This window comes from Sedimentibacter acidaminivorans, from assembly GCF_017873955.1.
Classification (GTDB): domain Bacteria; phylum Bacillota; class Clostridia; order Tissierellales; family Sedimentibacteraceae; genus Sedimentibacter; species Sedimentibacter acidaminivorans.
The window spans coordinates 105,588-122,732 of the sequence record NZ_JAGGKS010000003.1; the positions used below are offsets into that span (position 1 = coordinate 105,588).

Here is a 17,145-nt window from a genome sequence, read left to right on the forward strand (position 1 = left end):
CGTTTCAAAAGCGTTTTGTTGTTTTAAGGTAATATCATTAGTTTTGAAAACTACCAAGGCTTATCCTCTCTAATAAATTATTTTTTCCTTCTTTGTAATAAACGAATAATTTGTGCTGTGCTCTTGTCATTGAAACATAAAGTAATTTCAAATCAAGTTCATCTTCACTATAAATATCATTTATATTTATAATAATGACTGCATCAAATTCAAGTCCTTTTGACAAATAAGATGGAACTATTACAATGGTGTTATCATATTGTTCTTCTTTACCTTCAAGTAGTTTAATGTTTAATTGTTTATTTTTCTTAAGTTCATTGTGAACTGATTTACATTCTTTTGGAGTTTTGCAAATTACAGCTATTGATTTATACCCTTCTGAAATCAAATCTATAATTTTTTTCTGTGCTTCATTTATTATATCTTTTTTAAATTTAAATTTGGCGATTGATGGTATTTCTCCATGTCTAACTACTGGTTTTGCTATTATCAAATCTTCTTTGGGAATAAGTTTAATTACTTCATTTGCTAAATCCATAATTTCAATAGTTGTACGGTAACTTTGTTCTAATTTCAGATATTGACTGTTATCAGTATCAAATATTTTATTTAAAACTATGTTCCAGTTTTTGATACTTCTATATGAATGTATTCCCTGTGATAAATCTCCAAGTATTGTAAAAAAGTCGGTATTAAACATTTTTTTAAGTGCATAAAATTGAAACGGACTGAAATCCTGTGCTTCGTCTATGACAACATATTTAATGTTGATCTCGTCTTCGAATCCCATAATTCTATGTTTTATAAATAGTAAAGGAGCCAAATCCTCAAGTTCAACCATTTTACCTTTTAAAATGTCATTTGAATATTGACATATAAAAGATGCAAATTTATCATCTAGTTTTCCAAGACTAAAATAATTCAAATTTTCTTCATTTGTAATTATGTCCTTATAATAATCAAACAAATCTCTTTTTATAAATTTGCTCATATAGGTTTTTACAGCTATCTTTATATTTTTTTTAACTTTTTGTAAAGCAGCATCTCTTATATTTAATATATCTACTATTGTAAGTCGTCGCTCTTCACTTTCAGGTTCATTTCTTCTTATAATTTCAATTTTTTTATCATAAGATAACTTCGTTTGTTCATATATTCTATCTTTCTCTTTATCTAAACGAAATTTAAGATGCTTTTCAACCTGTTCAAATCTTTTATACAAAGGAAGATGATTATAATCTCTTAAAATTATATTTTTTATTTCTTTTACACTCATGAGCAAGTGCCCTTCTAGTTCAAAATCTTCCTTTGGTATGTAGTTAATTTCAATGTTTTTTATATACCTTAACAAAATATTTATAAATGTAAGGGAACCTTTAAAAGCAGATGATTTTATTACAAGTGACTTTTTATTGCTATTTAATTGGGTATAATCATCATTAATGATATGTACTAATTTTTCTTCTGAATCAGTAAGATTGTATTTATCGCCTATTAATTTAAATGCATAATCAGCATATGTGGTTTGTATAACATTATTTGCACCTAATTCGGGTAATACTCCAGATATATAATTAAGAAATAAGCGGTTAGGAGCTATTATCATAAATTGTTCAGGATAAAAAGATTTTTCGTATGTATAAATTAGATAAGCTATGCGGTGAAGAGCTATAGTTGTTTTACCGCTTCCCGCAACCCCTTGTACAATCAAAGGCCTTTTTATATCAGCTCGAATTATTGCATTTTGCTCTGATTGAATAGTTGATACAATATCTTTTAAACGATTATCTTTATTTTCTCCCAACGAAGCTTGTAAAAAGGTATCAGTAGCTGTAATATCAACATCCATTATATCTAGTAGCTGCTTATTTTCAATTGTATACTGCCTTTTAAGTGAAAGTTCCCCTGACAAAGATTCGCCTAAAGAATTTTGATATACCACATTACCTAGTCTACCGTCATAATAAACACTAGCAAGAGGAGAACGCCAATCCAATATCATTGGAACATCCCAGTCTTCTCTTTGCAATGACATCTTTCCAATATAAAATTTTTCTATGTTGGATTTGTCTTCTTCACGAAAATCAATTCTAGCGAAATATGGATTATCTATAGCCTTTAAAAGCCTTGCATAATTATTTTCTAGCTCATCTAAAAGTCTAGTGTGAAGCATAATTGAAACATAGCTTTGGCTACTTTCAGTAGGGTCTAAGCTTGAATATGCGTCTTTTATTTCTTTTTGATGCATAGTTTTGTTTTTTTTATATGATTCAATAGATTTTTCAATATAATTGACAGTTTCTTTGAGTCTTTTTTCTTCTGTTTTATAATCAATATGGTCTAGTAGTGACATGTATACTCCTTAAACTTTTTCAACACACATTTATCTATTTTCTTAGTACTAAATGCTCTTGTAAATTTTCTTTCTTTTATAATCGCTGTAACTGGTTTGTGAAATTCTATATTTACTCATTTTGTGGTTAATTGATATATTTAGTTCATGTACATCCTGTTTATCATAATTTATGTTATAGCAATATAGAATATTTTTTATTAAAGAATTTCGGACTTAGTGCTTCCTTTGTTTAAGCATAAATAAGGACAATCAAACCTTTTTTCATATGCATTATTTTCCTTAAGCTGTTGGTTCCAAAAAAAGTTTACTAGCCCTAACTTGGAAAATACTTTAAAGAGAATTTCCATGCCTTTTCCTAGCTTAATTGGTTTAGCCAATTGGGAAATATCATTTTGATTAAAACTTCCTTCACTCATTAAGTTAACAATGGAATTTACCATTGGTTCTATAGTCTTTTCTTGAGACTTAGCAGGTCTTATCTGCAAACCTTCTACTCCACCTTTAATAGCTGTACCAACATAAGTTCTTCCTAATCTCAGAGATAATTGTTGAAAATATGCTTCTAGATAATAAGATTGGCTACTTTCTGGAAAACCAGATTGCACAAAAAAGCTTATACTTCCTCTAGAAGGTTCAAGTTTCTCCATAAATTTCATGAGATGTGAAGGCATTGCATGGACATATAATGGCATAAAGAACATAACATGATCCTCATTTTTAAATGTCATCGCCCACTCTTCCCACTTATCTCTTCTCTTCAAATCACGAATCTCAACTTTATTACCAAGAACTTCATGAACTTTTTCCAAAATAAGGGTCGAATTGCTGCCACTCCTTCTAGGAGAACCATTATAAATCACTAATTTTTCCATAGGTTCAACTGAATTAAACTCCACAGCCTGTCTTTTAGCCTTCCTTGATTCCAATAGACGTAATTGAAGACTAACATCTTTTATAATGCGGTATGCTTTAGATTTAAACTGGTAGGCAGTACGATATAAATAATCCTCTATAACATTTTCTTCTTGAATAGTTAAGCCTTTTGTATCATAGTAAAATACCATATCAGGGTATGATTTATATCTAGAAAGATGATGGCATTCGCCATCTTCTATTATAATATATGGATGATAATGTGGAATCGACCTATCGAAAAAAGCTTTAGCTTTATGGTTGATAAATCCTTGAGCAGCGTCCATAAGTAAAATTACAGTATCACTGTTTATATAATCAGGATAAATTTCAGCCATTGGATCCTTCATTACACATTTACCTGGAGTTTTTAACCAACAGTCCCAACAGCCAATACATTCATTAATTGATTTTTCAGCTAAGCTAACCACTTTAAGAGGTTCATCATAAAGACTTTGTATAGCCTCATAAATTTCAGCCTCTTGTTCTTTTCTTAAATCAAATATAGTTTTCAATATTATCTCCCCTTCAATAACTTAATATATTTTATGAAAATATGATTCTATAGTTAGATAAAATAGCAACTTTTGAAAGCAAATATTCATATAAATCACCTTTGAAGGGTTAGTAATACCCCCTGTCCAAAATATTTCCCAAACTTTATCAACTTTATTTCTTAATTCTCCTGTAATCAATTTATGTTCTCCTTTAGTCTTGAAGCAATTAATAGTATTGGTATAAATTAACTGTATTTTATTATAATACATATGCAAAAATAATTCTACAATAATATCAATAATATTTAATATTAGACCATACAAAATAAAACGAACCATATCATCAGATACAGTTCATCTTAATTTTAATTTGGTTTTTCATATAATTATATATTTTGGCTATTTAAGCTTATATTGTAATAATTTAAATCATTTCTTTCTTCTAAACCTGAAGATTTCCAGAACGTATTACCAATATCATTAGTTTTAAAAACTACCAAGGCTACTTTGTTGATACCTTCTTCTTTCATTGATTTATAAACAGCTTCAAGTAATTTTGTACCAACACCTTGATTTCGATAATTTACATTCACAGACGCATGATAAATATAGCCTCTACGTCCATCATGGCCACTTAAAATCACACCAATAATTTCGTTGTTAATTTTTGCAACGAAATTAGTTGAAGGATTTCTCGTTAAGAATTTAGCAATACCGTCTTTTGAGTCGTCAAGGCTTCGCATACCCATTCCTTTAGTATTTGTCCATAGTTTGTACGCATTTTCATAGTCTTCAATTACAAAATTTTCAATATGCATAAATCTTTACCTCATCAATTATTTAATATTTTTTTCATTTCAATATAATCTATAGTTTTGTAAGTCTTTTTTTCTGTTTTATAAATAATATGGTTTAGTAGTGACATGTATATTCCTTAATTTAGCTTGCTTTTAGAAATAAATTGTTGTAAATATGTCTATGCAAAAGCTATGTACGATCATATGTTTTGATACAATCTGATTCTTTAATTAAATTACTCAAAACTGGCTTTTTTATTTTACACATTTTATCATTGCAATGTATACACTTTAGTGACTCATTAGAACCTTCCCAAAACCTTTCAGGATATTTGAGATACACTATTTCCCACCGAATTAGAATTAATATAGACATGAAAAATAAGCTCCATGAAAAAAAGCTTCGTATAAAAAGCATAGGAGTATACATCATGAAATGGCCCCAATTAAATATTCTGCAATTAACACAGCAACGATTTTTCATAATAAGACTTTGAAACGGACACCAAATGATTACGCAAATCAAATCACAAACATAATAAAACATAGATATAAGCAATAGTTCTTGAACATCTAATATCTCCATTAAATAAAGTATACCAATTATTGCATTAAAAAATAACCAAGATAGAAGAACTTTTATAGCTGTAATATTCATTTTTTGAATATTTTTATAAAGCTCTAAATCCTCATACTCATTTTTTGGTGAAGTATATTTATTTCTAAATTGTTTTAAACAGCCCATGCTTATTTTACTATGAGGGGATATTTGTATTATCATTTCAATCATAAGAATTAACCACACCACATGCAAAGGCGTTATCCCATTTACATGTGATGATAATACATTTCTTAATAGTTCATTGTTGAATAAATACATGTAAAGTACAAAAGAAAAAATGCTTACACGAAAAATAAGTTTGAAAATATACTTTTTAAACATTTAATTACCTCTTAAAATATTGAAAATATAACATGCTATAAATTTCATGTAAATATTATACCATAAAATCACCAAATTTGTATATTGATTTGCAATTGTTATTTTTTCAAATAAAACATTATAAGGATTAAAATGACAAGCCACAAGTAAGACAAATGTAACATTTATTTGCATATTAACGAATATTAATATATATATGGTTGTTCACATTTGTTGCTATTTTATCATTTCGCTATTATTAATAATTAATGTATTATATAAAAATAATATATCTTGATCTTTAAAATTTATAAAGTCACCCACTAAATCAGAACTAATATACCTTAAATCTACTAATGTAATTTTACTGTATTGACTAAGCAAAAGTGGCGAAAGACTACTAGCAAAGGAATCTCTAAATATAATTAATTCTTTATTATATTTACTTATATTATTATTAATTTCAACTATTGGCTTAGCACCAGATAGAAATATATCATAAGAATCTACCCCTAATAAATCATCTTGGTTATATATTGTTGTTTTAATGGGCGAAGATTTATAATCGGTATAATAATATACTGTTGCATTATCTATTACATTATTTGAAAGATATGTTATAGTATCAGGATTAAGAGGTAATGCTGATTGTCCGTAATATGAACCATAATAAGGATAATATAATTTTTTATCATATTCATTATCTATGGAAACAAAATCTTTATTCATTGCTGAAAGTAACTTTTCTGCAACTTCATTAATATTCTCTTGTTTCCAATGCAAATCTGTTTTATAATAATCATCTAAAGAAAGGCAATCAAATAAAGATATATATTTCAAATTTTTTAATTTTTTCTTCAATATTACTTCAATATTATCGTAATCTATAAAAAGATATTTTTCATCTTTTGAATAATAATTTTTATCAGGTATTAAAGAAAAATATACATTCATACCATTAAAATATTTTTCATATACATAATTAATTTTATCAGCCATCTTTTCTACACTTAGCTGATGATAAGGATATTCCATCTTAAATACATGATTATCTTTTAAATAAATACCATGTTGGTCATAAAAATGAAATATATAAAAATTAGATAATGTTTTTATTGTTCTATACGTATCTCTTAATGCAACTTGGTCAAGTAAATACTTTTCATATTTTTTCGTAAATTCACCATTTAAAACTGTATTAATAGATAATTCAGGAAATTGAGATAATTTTCGCCTTTCACTTTTAGAAATAGCTTTAGCAGGCAAAATAGAGTTTAAAAGAAATACTGTAATCAATATTCCTATAAATGAAATTGAAATTATTTTATTTTTCATAATATTTTTTAATGCCTCCTAAAACCTAAAATATAAAAATGGTTGAAATGATGAATCTACCATATACCCTACAGATAATAGTAAAATAATAACCAACATTATTGGTTCAGTAAAATTAAATATTTTGTTCCATAAGGGTTTAATGTTTAATTTTAAAAATATATATTTTGGTATTTCTGTAGAAAAAATTATTGCAATAATCAAAACGTACAAATAGCTTCCTAAATAATAATTGCTTTCAACTGTAAAAAATGGAATATCAGTCATGAAAAGCATTGATTTTATAAATTCTATAGCATCTATTATTTCATTATTAAATAATACAAAACTAAAAACAACTATCAACATAGTGTATATATGAGTAAATAATGATGGGATTTTATTTAGTAGTCGTAATAAAAATATTTTTTCTAAAACTAATACGACTCCAAACATAAGCCCCCACAAAATGAAATTCCAATCAGCTCCATGCCAAAAACCAGTTAAACACCAAACTATAAATATATTTATTCCCCATCTTAGTACGCCTGTTCTATTACCACCTAAAGGTATATAAAGATAATCTCTAAACCAGCTACCAAGTGAAATGTGCCACCTACGCCAAAATTCAGTTATACTCTTTGAACAAAAAGGGTGATTGAAATTTTCTAAAAAATGAAAACCAAACATACGACCCATTCCAATTGCCATATCACTATATGCTGAAAAATCAAAATATATTTGTAAAGAAAATGCTATTGCACCCAACCAATAATATATTACCGAAGGTTGGTTAGTTTCTATGGAAAGTGTCCATAATGTGGCAAGCTGATCTGCAATTATTAATTTTTTAGATAGTCCAAATATAAACCTTTTAACACCATATGAAAAATCTTCAAAACTATGTTTTCTCATTGAAAGTTCTTCGTTTATTGTTTTATATCGAACAATAGGTCCTGCTATTAGCTGTGGAAAAAGTGATATATATAAAGCTAATTTAATAAAATTTGTTTGTGCCGATACTTCTTTTCTGTATACATCAATTATATAGCTAATTGCTTGAAAAGTATAAAAACTAATACCTATTGGTAATGCATATTTAAACAAAGATATCTCTGAAGAAAATAAAGAATTAATATTTTCAATTATAAAATTGGAATACTTAAGTAATCCAATTAGAGTGAGGTTTATAGCTATTGCTGTAATAATAGCTACTTTTCTATAAAATAACGTATTGAATTTATCTATTAATAAACCAAATATATAGTTCAATATTATTGAAAAAATAAATGTAAACATAAATTTAGGTTCACCAAGAAAATAAAAAATCAAACTCGATATAAGAAGAACAATGTTTTTTGCTTTATATGGTACCAGGAAATACAATATTAGAACTATTGGAAAAAAACAAAATAAAAAAGTCATGCTTGAAAAAACCATATATATAATTCCTTTCTGAAATTACTTCTATTATTTAAATAACACTTCATTTGTAATTTTTCAAATGAAGTGTTATTTATTTTAGTTATAAACTTATAACTTATTTAACAAGCTCTAAGAATGCTTTATGAAATTCTGTGGAGTTCTCATCCATAATAAGAATTACCATATTTCCAACATTGTCAACTATGACATTTTCAGGTTCAACACCAACACAAATCCATTTTCGTGGGTCTACATTTGTCTTAATATCTTCTTTTATTTTCTCTATGTCACTTCCCTCTTTAACGCGAAGTAATACTATTGAATGTGCTGATGAAGTCATCAAAGGCTCAGATGCCATAGCTTCAGTAAATTCTATATCTTTTGTACCAAGGAAATATTCTAGATTTTCAGTAGTAATTTCTGTTTGTCCAAGTTTCGCAGTTTCAATCCCTGCCTCTACATAAAGTTTATCAAGTATTGAAGAAAGTGACTCCGCTGCAAGAGGATTTTCATTTGCAGTAGTATCCTTTCCGGTATCTCCATTTGATGATTCACTTGGTGAACAAGCCACAAATGTTAATAATAGTACACAGCCTAATAAAATAAGTCTAAATTTTTTAATGATATTATTTTTTTTCATGTTACGCTCCTAGTTGTTTTATTTAATTTTGTCGACATATAATTAGACGATTTTATCTATAATAAGTTCCATAAGATTTTTTTCATCTTGTTATAAAGTTATTCCATTAAAAAAGATGAACCATATCATCGGATACAGTTCATCTTAACTTTAAAAAATATTTTATTTGATATATTCATTGCTTACTAAAACATCTGATAGTACTTCTGTTGGAACTACAAATTCAACAACTCCCATAGCACCAGGACCAACTACATACTTATCAAATGAAATTACTAAGTTACCTTCAGCAGTTATATAGAAACCCTGATCCTTAGATATTTTTTCAAATGTTTCTTTTATTTCAGGTTGTAACTCTTTAATCCAATACATATTATTTTCATCAGCTTTATTTTGCTCTATCATCTGTTTTATTATATTTTCGCTGATAATTTCAATATAACTGTCATCCTTGAAAAGACTAGGAAGAGTTATTAATATTTCATTTTCTTTGTCTATTGTATCATACTTAAATGTTGTTGATGAAGATCCAACAATATTTACAACATAACGACCAACTGACAATATTTTGTCTGTATCAGTTTTTATAACATATCCGCTATCTACTCCCATATGACCTCCGCCATTTTGCTTTAAGCTCTCCATATCGGTCGTAAATTGTTCATATAGTTCTTTATTTTCAGCTAAATATTTTTCATTTAGGCTGTTTTGTAAATCTTTATTATCTAATCCATCTATTGCTGGTGTTTTTATATTAGCATCATAAGTTTCTTCATTAATTTTATATTCTTTAAATGTCAATACTTTTACAATTCCACCTAAAACTGGTACATCTGACAATGTTTCTGCCAATGCTTCATTTGTATTTACCCCTATTGTTAAGACTGTTGAAACAATAGCTATTGAAGCTGCAGTAGCACACATTCTTTTAAGGTATATTTTTTTATTCATAATTTTTTTACCTTCCTTTAGTGATTTTTTTACTGTAAATTCTAGTTCCATAGGAATAGGTATATTAATGTATTCTTTTTTTAGCTGATCTATTTTATTTTCATCCATCACTAATCCTCCTAAATTTATTCATTAATTTTAATACGTAACTTCTCTAGTGATTTGTATAACCTGGTTTTAACTGTATTTACATTTTCATCAAGAATTTCAGCCACTTCTTCTATTTTCAAGTCTTCAAAAAATCTTAATATAATAATGCTGCGGTAGTTGTCAGGTAATTCATCTAATGCTCTATATAAATCTACATCTTTATATTTATCAACTGTTCCACAGTCAAAAGACGATATAAATTCATCATCTACCACCACTATTTTCTTTTGCTTCCTAATAAAATCTATTGCTGAATTAATTAATATCCTATAAAACCAAGTTCTAATATACTCAGGATTTTTTAAATTATCTAGCGATACGATAGCTTTAAATATAGCTTCTTGAACAATATCCAAAGCATCATCAACATTTTTTACATAACTATATGCTATCCTATAGTGTTTTTCTTTATTTTCAACAACATAATTTTCTAACTTTTTTTCTAAACTTGAATTAATTCGCACGAATTTCACCTTTCCTTACATATATGCACATATAAATTGACTTACATCTTTTAGACGTCAATTTATATCAAAAAGTTTTAATTTATATTTTAAATTTTAGTCCTATAAATATTTAATTTTACAATAAAGGTAAGCATGATTCTATGACAAGAAATTATGCTCACCTTCATTGTAAAGTAAAATATTCCTTAAATCCTTTTTCTTCAGCATCTTTTATTCTTTAATGTATTAATCTGGACTAGATTTCGACATTAATTATAATAATTTTCTATGATAAATTTATGAGTTAATTAATAATTATATAAACAGTAATCGCATATAATTACAATACATCTATAAAAATAATACTATAATAATATTTAACATTAAGAAATTTATTATTTTAATAAATATTCTTCAACGCTTACAGACCTAGTGATATAGACATGCTTTCAGGATACCAATCAACTTGATATCCAAAATACTCAGGAACTTCTCTAAGCGGTACGTATAGCTGATTATTTACTTGTTTAATAGATACTTCTTTTGTAGTTAATTCATTTTTAGCTGTTATTTTGCCACTATTTGAATCGTAAATGTATTCTATACCCATATTATCAAACAACACTTTTGCAGAAACATAAGTTACACCATTTTCAAGTATCGGTTTAACATCAAATTTCAATGGCATACCTTTCCACATTACAGTTACTTCTTCATTATTTTTAATATATACAACTTCTCCACCTACAATAGTCGCTAGAGGTAAAATGTCTTTTATATCTCTTTCTGGACATGTCATATAGTCTCTATCAAGGATAACAAAGTCTGCAAGTTTTCCAGCCTCTAAAGAACTGAAGTGCCATGCTATTTGCCCATGTAGCATGACCACATGTACGGATTAATGCTACCGGGTTATTAGGAGCTACTTTATCTAAATCTTCTTTTGTAGGAAACTGTGGGTCGTCCCATACTTCTTGATTCCAACCTCTTCCTATAATCCAAGTATTCTATCATGATATTAGTTTTATCATGTAGAATATATTTAATTCTATTTGGTACAAGTTATTTAATGACAAGAAAAAGATAGCAAAAAAAGGAAATGCAATGGAATTGTCACCATTGCATTTTGATGTAAGACAACAAACGTCCTACGATTTTGTAATTGATATTGTTAATTTGATGCATTCTAGTACATCATTTTTGTTAAATATTTCTCCAGATGAATGTATATTCCTTGTTGGAATAGATATTACACCACTTGGTACACCTGTTCTAGTCATATGGATAGCTCCCGAATCTGTACCTCCAAATTCTAACACTTCATATTGATACTTAATATTGTTTTCAATAGATAAGTTTGTTAAGAGTTCTTTAACTTGTGGGTGTGTTATAAGGGATTTATCCATTAACTTTATTGCTGCACCACCACCTAATTTTACATCCATCTTTATTCCATCAGGTGAATCGCCAGTTGCTGTAACATCAAGAGCTATTGCAATATCAGGATTAATTCCATAGCCTGCAGTTTTAGCTCCTCTACATCCAACTTCCTCTTGGACTGAGAAAACATAATATATGTCATTATCTGTTGCAGGATGATTTTTTAAAGCCTCTATTAAAATATAACAACCAATTCGATCATCTGCTGCCTTACAAATTACGCAGTCCTCTGTTTCATAATATTCTGATTTAAATACACACATATCACCTATCTGAAAATTATTTTTTACAAAATCAACTGATGTAGAGGCAACATCTAAATATAATTTGCTCATTGTTAGTTTTTCTTTATCCTTTAGTTCTTCCGAACAAATTACACCTTCTAAATTATTATCAAATATCATTCTAAGACCAAGCAGTTCCTTAGGATGAAGTCCTCCGACATTTGAAAATCTAAGAAACCCTTTTTCATCAACATGTGTAATTATTAAACCTATTTGGTCCATATGTGCTGAAAATAATATTTTTTTGCCATTTCCCTTTTTTCTTGCAATTAGATTTCCCAGAGGGTCTGTAGTGAGTTCATCTACATAATCTTTAATTTCTTCTTTAATTAAATTTCTTATATTATTTTCTCTACCTGATGGAGAGAAACAATTTGAAAATTTCTTCATTAATTCACTATTAAATTCCATGTTATTTCTCCTTTCACTTGTTAATTTTTATTATTGTTCTTTATTTTCTTCTAATAAAATCATTTTTACAAGTGTTACTAAATTATTGTAATCATTTTTACTTGCTACATTGACAGATGAATGGATATATCTGCATGGAACTGCTAATGCTACTACCTTAGAACCATTTTTGGTTTTATGTATAGCTCCAGCATCATTTCCTCCAGATGATGATTTTCTAAACTGATATGGAATATTATTATTTTCTGCTACTTTAGCTACACGTCTAACTTCATCTATATCATATACAGTTGATTTATCCATAATAGATATTGCTGGTCCATTATTTATAGATGTAGAATTTGAATGGTCTTCAATTTCAGGCATATCAGCACAAACAGTACCCTCAATAACAATTCCTAAATCAGGTTCTAATGCATAAGCAGCTGTATAAGCACCCCTTAATCCTACTTCTTCCATTACAGTAAAAACAGCATAAAAATCTACATCAAGTTTCATAGAAAGTAGCTCTATAATAGCGCTACAACCTGCTCTATCATCTAATGCCTTTGCTTTTATCATATTATCGCCAAATTCTACATAATCGCTTTTAAATGTAACATAATCACCAATGCTTACAAGTTTCTCAGTTTCTGCTTTTGAATTTGAACCAATATCAATATATAATTTGTCAATTGGTAAAGCCTTGCCTTTTTCGTCTGCACTCATGAGATGTATAGCTTTAGAACCTATAACTCCTGGTATTTTACATTCACCAACTTCAACTACTTTTGAATTCAATACTCTTTGGTCTATTCCACCAACAGCTTGAAATTTAATAAATCCATTTGAATCTATATGAGATACAATTAGCCCAACTTCATCCATATGAGCTGCTACCATTATTGTTTTATTTTTTTTACCTTTATTGTGGGCTATTATATTTCCAAGCTTATCTACATAATTTTCACAACCAATTTCATTTAATTTTAACTTTATATAGTTTCTTACTTCGTATTCACAACCTGATACGCCGGAAAGTTCAGTTAATTCTTTTAAAAACATAATATTTCCTCCAAATCAGAATTATCTATTTCATTTATAAACCTTGCAATTGCCTTACCAGTTGTTTCTATATCCTTTAAATCAATAGTTTCAACTGATGTATGCATGTATCTAAGAGGTATAGACAATAGTATACAAGGGATACCCTCTCTATTTATTTGTAATGATTCTGTATCAGTTCCTGATGATGATGGAGAAGCTTCGTATTGAAACTCGTAATTATATTGTTTGCATACTTCAATAAATTTTTTAGTAAGCTTTGGATTAAATCGACCACCTATTGCAACTGCAGGGCCCTTTCCTAAAGATGCTGTTTCTGGTGGCATATCTGGTGTAAGTCCAAATCCTACATCCAGTACTATTCCAATATCGGGGTTAATTTTATAGCTTGCAGTTGCAGAACCTCTACAACCTGTTTCTTCTTGTGCAGTGGCTGCATAATATATATTGCTATTGTGAGAAATTTTCTTTAATTCATGAGCAACAACTAGCATAACTGCTATTCCAGCTTTATCATCAAGTTGTCTTGACGAAATTATACTATTTTGTAAAGCTAAGGGCTGTCTTTTTATAACTGCTATATCTCCTATTGATACCTTCTTTTCAAGTTCTTTTTTTGATAGTCCTGTATCTATAAATAAATCTTTTGTTTTTAACGGTTTTTCTCTTTCTTCTTCGGGGGTCAAATGCGGTGGTTTGATTCCTATTACACCAAATATAGATTCTTTGCCATAAATAATTATGTCCTGGGCTACTAGTGATGCTGCATTTATTCCTCCTACAGATGTAAATCTAAGAAATCCATTATCTAGAATTGATGTTATCATTAATCCAATTTCATCGCTATGAGCTGCTAACATTATTTTTGTGGAGTTTGTACCTGTTGATTTGAATATGTAGCTTCCTATGTTATCTTCTTCGAACGAGTCAGTATATGGTTGAAAATATTTTTTTAATATATTACCATTGGTATGTTCATATCCTGAAACGTAATGATTTGAACATACTTCAAATAAAAAGTTTTTTATCATATTAATTCTCCTTTCTGGGTTAGTATGATTAAAAAAGCAAATTGCATACTTAATTGTATAGTTATTTTGTTGTTTGAGGTGATATATGAAATACTTATATATTATTGTTTCATTATATGAGTTTTATGTGGTTATTTGTCCAAAAAATGTAAATATAGTTGGAAAAAAATTGTTAGATCATTAGATCTAACAATTGTATTTTACTTCAATAAGTCCCCTAGTGCATCACCTATAGATTCACCAATTGTAAAGTCAGAATCTTCTGATTTATATGAAACTGGAATATCACTGTTTGAATATTCATTTTCATCTTTACTTTCTAATACAAAAGTTAAGTTAATATTTTTACCTTTTGTATCAATGTATAATATCTTTGCATCTTTGGTTTCTCCAACTTTAACTACTTTAGCTGGTGTTCTTAATTTTTCTGTAGAAACTCTTGCTATTGGTATAAAGCAATCTATATTTCCATTAACCAACACATGTACTCCATCTAAAAGTATACGAGTTATTTCAACTGGAATTATGTCATCTTTCTTTAAATCTTTAGTATATTTGTCAAATGGATGTTCAATAAGTTGTTTCATTCCTAAACTAACTTTTCTATCTTTTCTAGAAATGTTTAATATTTTTGCAGTAACTTCTTGACCTTCACTTAAAACATCAGTAACTTTTTCTGTTCTAGCCCAATCAATATCTTTTATGTGTAACAAGCATTCTATATCATCAATTACTACAAAAGCACCAAATTCTAATATTCTAGATATTTTGCCAGTAACAACATCTCCCTTATTATGTTTATCAAGGAACAATGCCCATGGACTTTTTATAGTTGCTTTATAGCTAAGTGATAATTTTTTATTTTCTTTGTCAACGCTTTTAACTTTAACGCTAATCTTATCGCCAACTTTTAAAACTTCTGAAGGATGCTTAATTCTAGTCCATGCTATTTCATTTATATGAAGTAATCCATCTATTCCATCGATTTCTACAAATGCGCCATAATCTTGAAGGTTTTTTACAATTCCTTCATATATTTCGCCTTCTTTAATATTCTCCCAAGTTTCATTATCTTTTATTTCTTTTTCAGCCTTTTCTACTAATCTTGATGATAATATTAATTGTCTTCTGCCTTTTTTATTTTTTGTATCTAAAATTTTAGCTTTTAAGCTTTGACCTACATACTCAGAAGGATCAACTTCTCTTTGTATAGAAATTTGATTTCTTGGAATGTAGCCTTTAACACCATTAACTTTTCCATAAATTCCAAATTGAGATGCTTCGTTAATTGATATATCAATTATAGCATTTTCTTTTTTTAATTTTTCTAAATCTTCCCAAACTTTTTTTTCTTCTAATGGTTTTCTTGTTAATATAACATTACCATCTTGATCAGAAAGCTTAACTACTTGAGCTTCGATAGATTCTCCTTCTTTTACTAATTCTGTTAAATCAGGTATTTGAGCAAAGGAATATTCATCTCTAGTGATTATTCCATCGGATTTATAATTGATGTTCACAGAAATGGCTTCGGGATTTACAGATATTACAGTTCCTTTAACTATATCACCTGTTCTTATTTTTGAAACTCCACCATAGCTCTCGAACAATTCATGCATTGTTCCGTTTTGATTTTCTTGATTTTCATTCATGTCATTTGTTTGGTTTAGGTTTTCTGACATTTGTATAACCTCCTCTATTATCCAGTCAGGAGTTGAAGCTCCTGCTGAAACTCCCACCTTGGTATTTTTATCTATATATTTATAAGGAATTTCCTTATAATTTTCAATGTAAAATGTATTCGGACAAACTTTTTTACTCAACTCATATAACTTCTTAGTATTTGAACTATTTTTCCCACCCACAATAAGCATTACATCGCTTCTTAAGGCTAATTCAACACACGCATCCTGTCTTTTTTTTGTTGCATCACAAATTGTGTTATTAATTACAATATTAGTATAATTATTTTTTGTTATAGTATTAACTATCTTTGAAAAAACATTTGTGTTGAAAGTAGTTTGTGATACTAAGCAATATTTTTCAACAGGATCTATTTTTAATTCTTCAATATCTTCTTGACTTTCAATTATTATAACATCAGATTCTTTATTATTGCACCACCCAATTATTCCAAGAACTTCTGGATGTTTTTTATCACCTACTATTATAATGTTGAATCCTTTATTACTATACTCTTCAACTATTTTATGTATTTTTCTAACTTTTACACAAGTTGCATCTATAATATTTATTCCTTTTTCAACTAGTTCTAAGTGCTCTTTTTTGCCTACACCATGGGACCTAATCAAAAGTTTTGTATTATTATCACTATAATCAAGAATATCATTTATAACAATTAAGCCTTTTTTTTCCAAACTATTTACAACATCTTTATTATGAATGATTTCTCCATAACTGTAAAGCTTTTTTTCTTCGTTTAATGTAGATAAAGCCTTTTCTACTGCAATTTTCACTCCAGAGCAAAACCCTATATACTTTGATTTTTCAATAAACATAAGCGA

General features: G+C 28.1%; 15 protein-coding genes. All 15 read right to left on the minus strand.

Translation table 11 applies throughout. The features are described 5' to 3' along the window. Nucleotides 1-37: 37 nt before the first annotated feature. Nucleotides 38-2,353, minus strand: coding sequence for an RNA polymerase recycling motor HelD (gene helD / locus J2Z76_RS06065; protein ID WP_209511125.1), 2,316 nt, complete (start codon nt 2,351-2,353; stop codon nt 38-40). Between the two features lie 200 nt (nt 2,354-2,553). Continuing rightward, entirely contained in the window at nt 2,554-3,783 is a 1,230-nt protein-coding gene (locus J2Z76_RS06070; protein ID WP_209511126.1) for a flavodoxin family protein, read from the minus strand. Nucleotides 3,784-4,151: 368 nt separating this feature from the next. After that, on the minus strand, nt 4,152-4,583 hold the full coding sequence (locus J2Z76_RS06075; protein WP_209511127.1) for a GNAT family N-acetyltransferase: 432 nt from the start codon (nt 4,581-4,583) through the stop codon (nt 4,152-4,154). Nucleotides 4,584-4,752: 169 nt separating this feature from the next. Then, complete coding sequence (locus J2Z76_RS06080; protein ID WP_209511128.1) at nt 4,753-5,505, minus strand: hypothetical protein; 753 nt, start codon at nt 5,503-5,505, stop codon at nt 4,753-4,755. A gap of 216 nt (nt 5,506-5,721) precedes the next feature. Further along, entirely contained in the window at nt 5,722-6,819 is a 1,098-nt protein-coding gene (locus J2Z76_RS06085; protein WP_209511129.1) for a DHHW family protein, read from the minus strand. Nucleotides 6,820-6,837: 18 nt separating this feature from the next. Then, a complete protein-coding gene (locus J2Z76_RS06090) occupies nt 6,838-8,097 on the minus strand; it encodes an MBOAT family O-acyltransferase (protein WP_342455019.1) in 1,260 nt (419 codons plus the stop codon). Between the two features lie 241 nt (nt 8,098-8,338). Beyond that, complete coding sequence (locus J2Z76_RS06095; RefSeq protein WP_209511131.1) at nt 8,339-8,863, minus strand: DUF4358 domain-containing protein; 525 nt, start codon at nt 8,861-8,863, stop codon at nt 8,339-8,341. A gap of 162 nt (nt 8,864-9,025) precedes the next feature. Further along, on the minus strand, nt 9,026-9,922 hold the full coding sequence (gene rsiV, locus J2Z76_RS06100) for an anti-sigma-V factor RsiV (protein WP_209511132.1): 897 nt from the start codon (nt 9,920-9,922) through the stop codon (nt 9,026-9,028). A 17-nt stretch (nt 9,923-9,939) separates the two neighbouring features. After that, nucleotides 9,940-10,422: an RNA polymerase sigma factor SigV gene (locus tag J2Z76_RS06105; RefSeq protein ID WP_209511382.1), complete on the minus strand. Its 483-nt coding sequence runs from the start codon at nt 10,420-10,422 to the stop codon at nt 9,940-9,942. Between the two features lie 409 nt (nt 10,423-10,831). After that, nucleotides 10,832-11,293 (minus strand): stalk domain-containing protein, encoded by a 462-nt coding sequence (locus J2Z76_RS16815; RefSeq protein ID WP_209511133.1) that lies wholly within the window; start codon nt 11,291-11,293, stop codon nt 10,832-10,834. Then, nucleotides 11,220-11,408 (minus strand): amidohydrolase family protein, encoded by a 189-nt coding sequence (locus J2Z76_RS06115; protein ID WP_209511383.1) that lies wholly within the window; start codon nt 11,406-11,408, stop codon nt 11,220-11,222. The genes J2Z76_RS16815 and J2Z76_RS06115 overlap by 74 nt, the downstream gene beginning before the upstream one ends. A 150-nt stretch (nt 11,409-11,558) precedes the next feature. Then, a complete protein-coding gene (locus J2Z76_RS06120; protein WP_209511134.1) occupies nt 11,559-12,545 on the minus strand; it encodes a M42 family metallopeptidase in 987 nt (328 codons plus the stop codon). A gap of 30 nt (nt 12,546-12,575) precedes the next feature. Beyond that, complete coding sequence (locus J2Z76_RS06125; RefSeq protein ID WP_209511135.1) at nt 12,576-13,589, minus strand: M42 family metallopeptidase; 1,014 nt, start codon at nt 13,587-13,589, stop codon at nt 12,576-12,578. Next, nucleotides 13,580-14,620 carry a M42 family metallopeptidase gene (locus tag J2Z76_RS06130; protein WP_209511136.1) on the minus strand — a complete coding sequence of 347 codons (1,041 nt, stop codon included), beginning with the start codon at nt 14,618-14,620 and terminating at the stop codon, nt 13,580-13,582. The genes J2Z76_RS06125 and J2Z76_RS06130 overlap by 10 nt, the downstream gene beginning before the upstream one ends. Before the next feature lie 200 nt (nt 14,621-14,820). Continuing rightward, a complete protein-coding gene (gene ispH, locus J2Z76_RS06135) occupies nt 14,821-17,139 on the minus strand; it encodes a 4-hydroxy-3-methylbut-2-enyl diphosphate reductase (RefSeq protein ID WP_209511137.1) in 2,319 nt (772 codons plus the stop codon). Nucleotides 17,140-17,145: the final 6 nt, after the last annotated feature.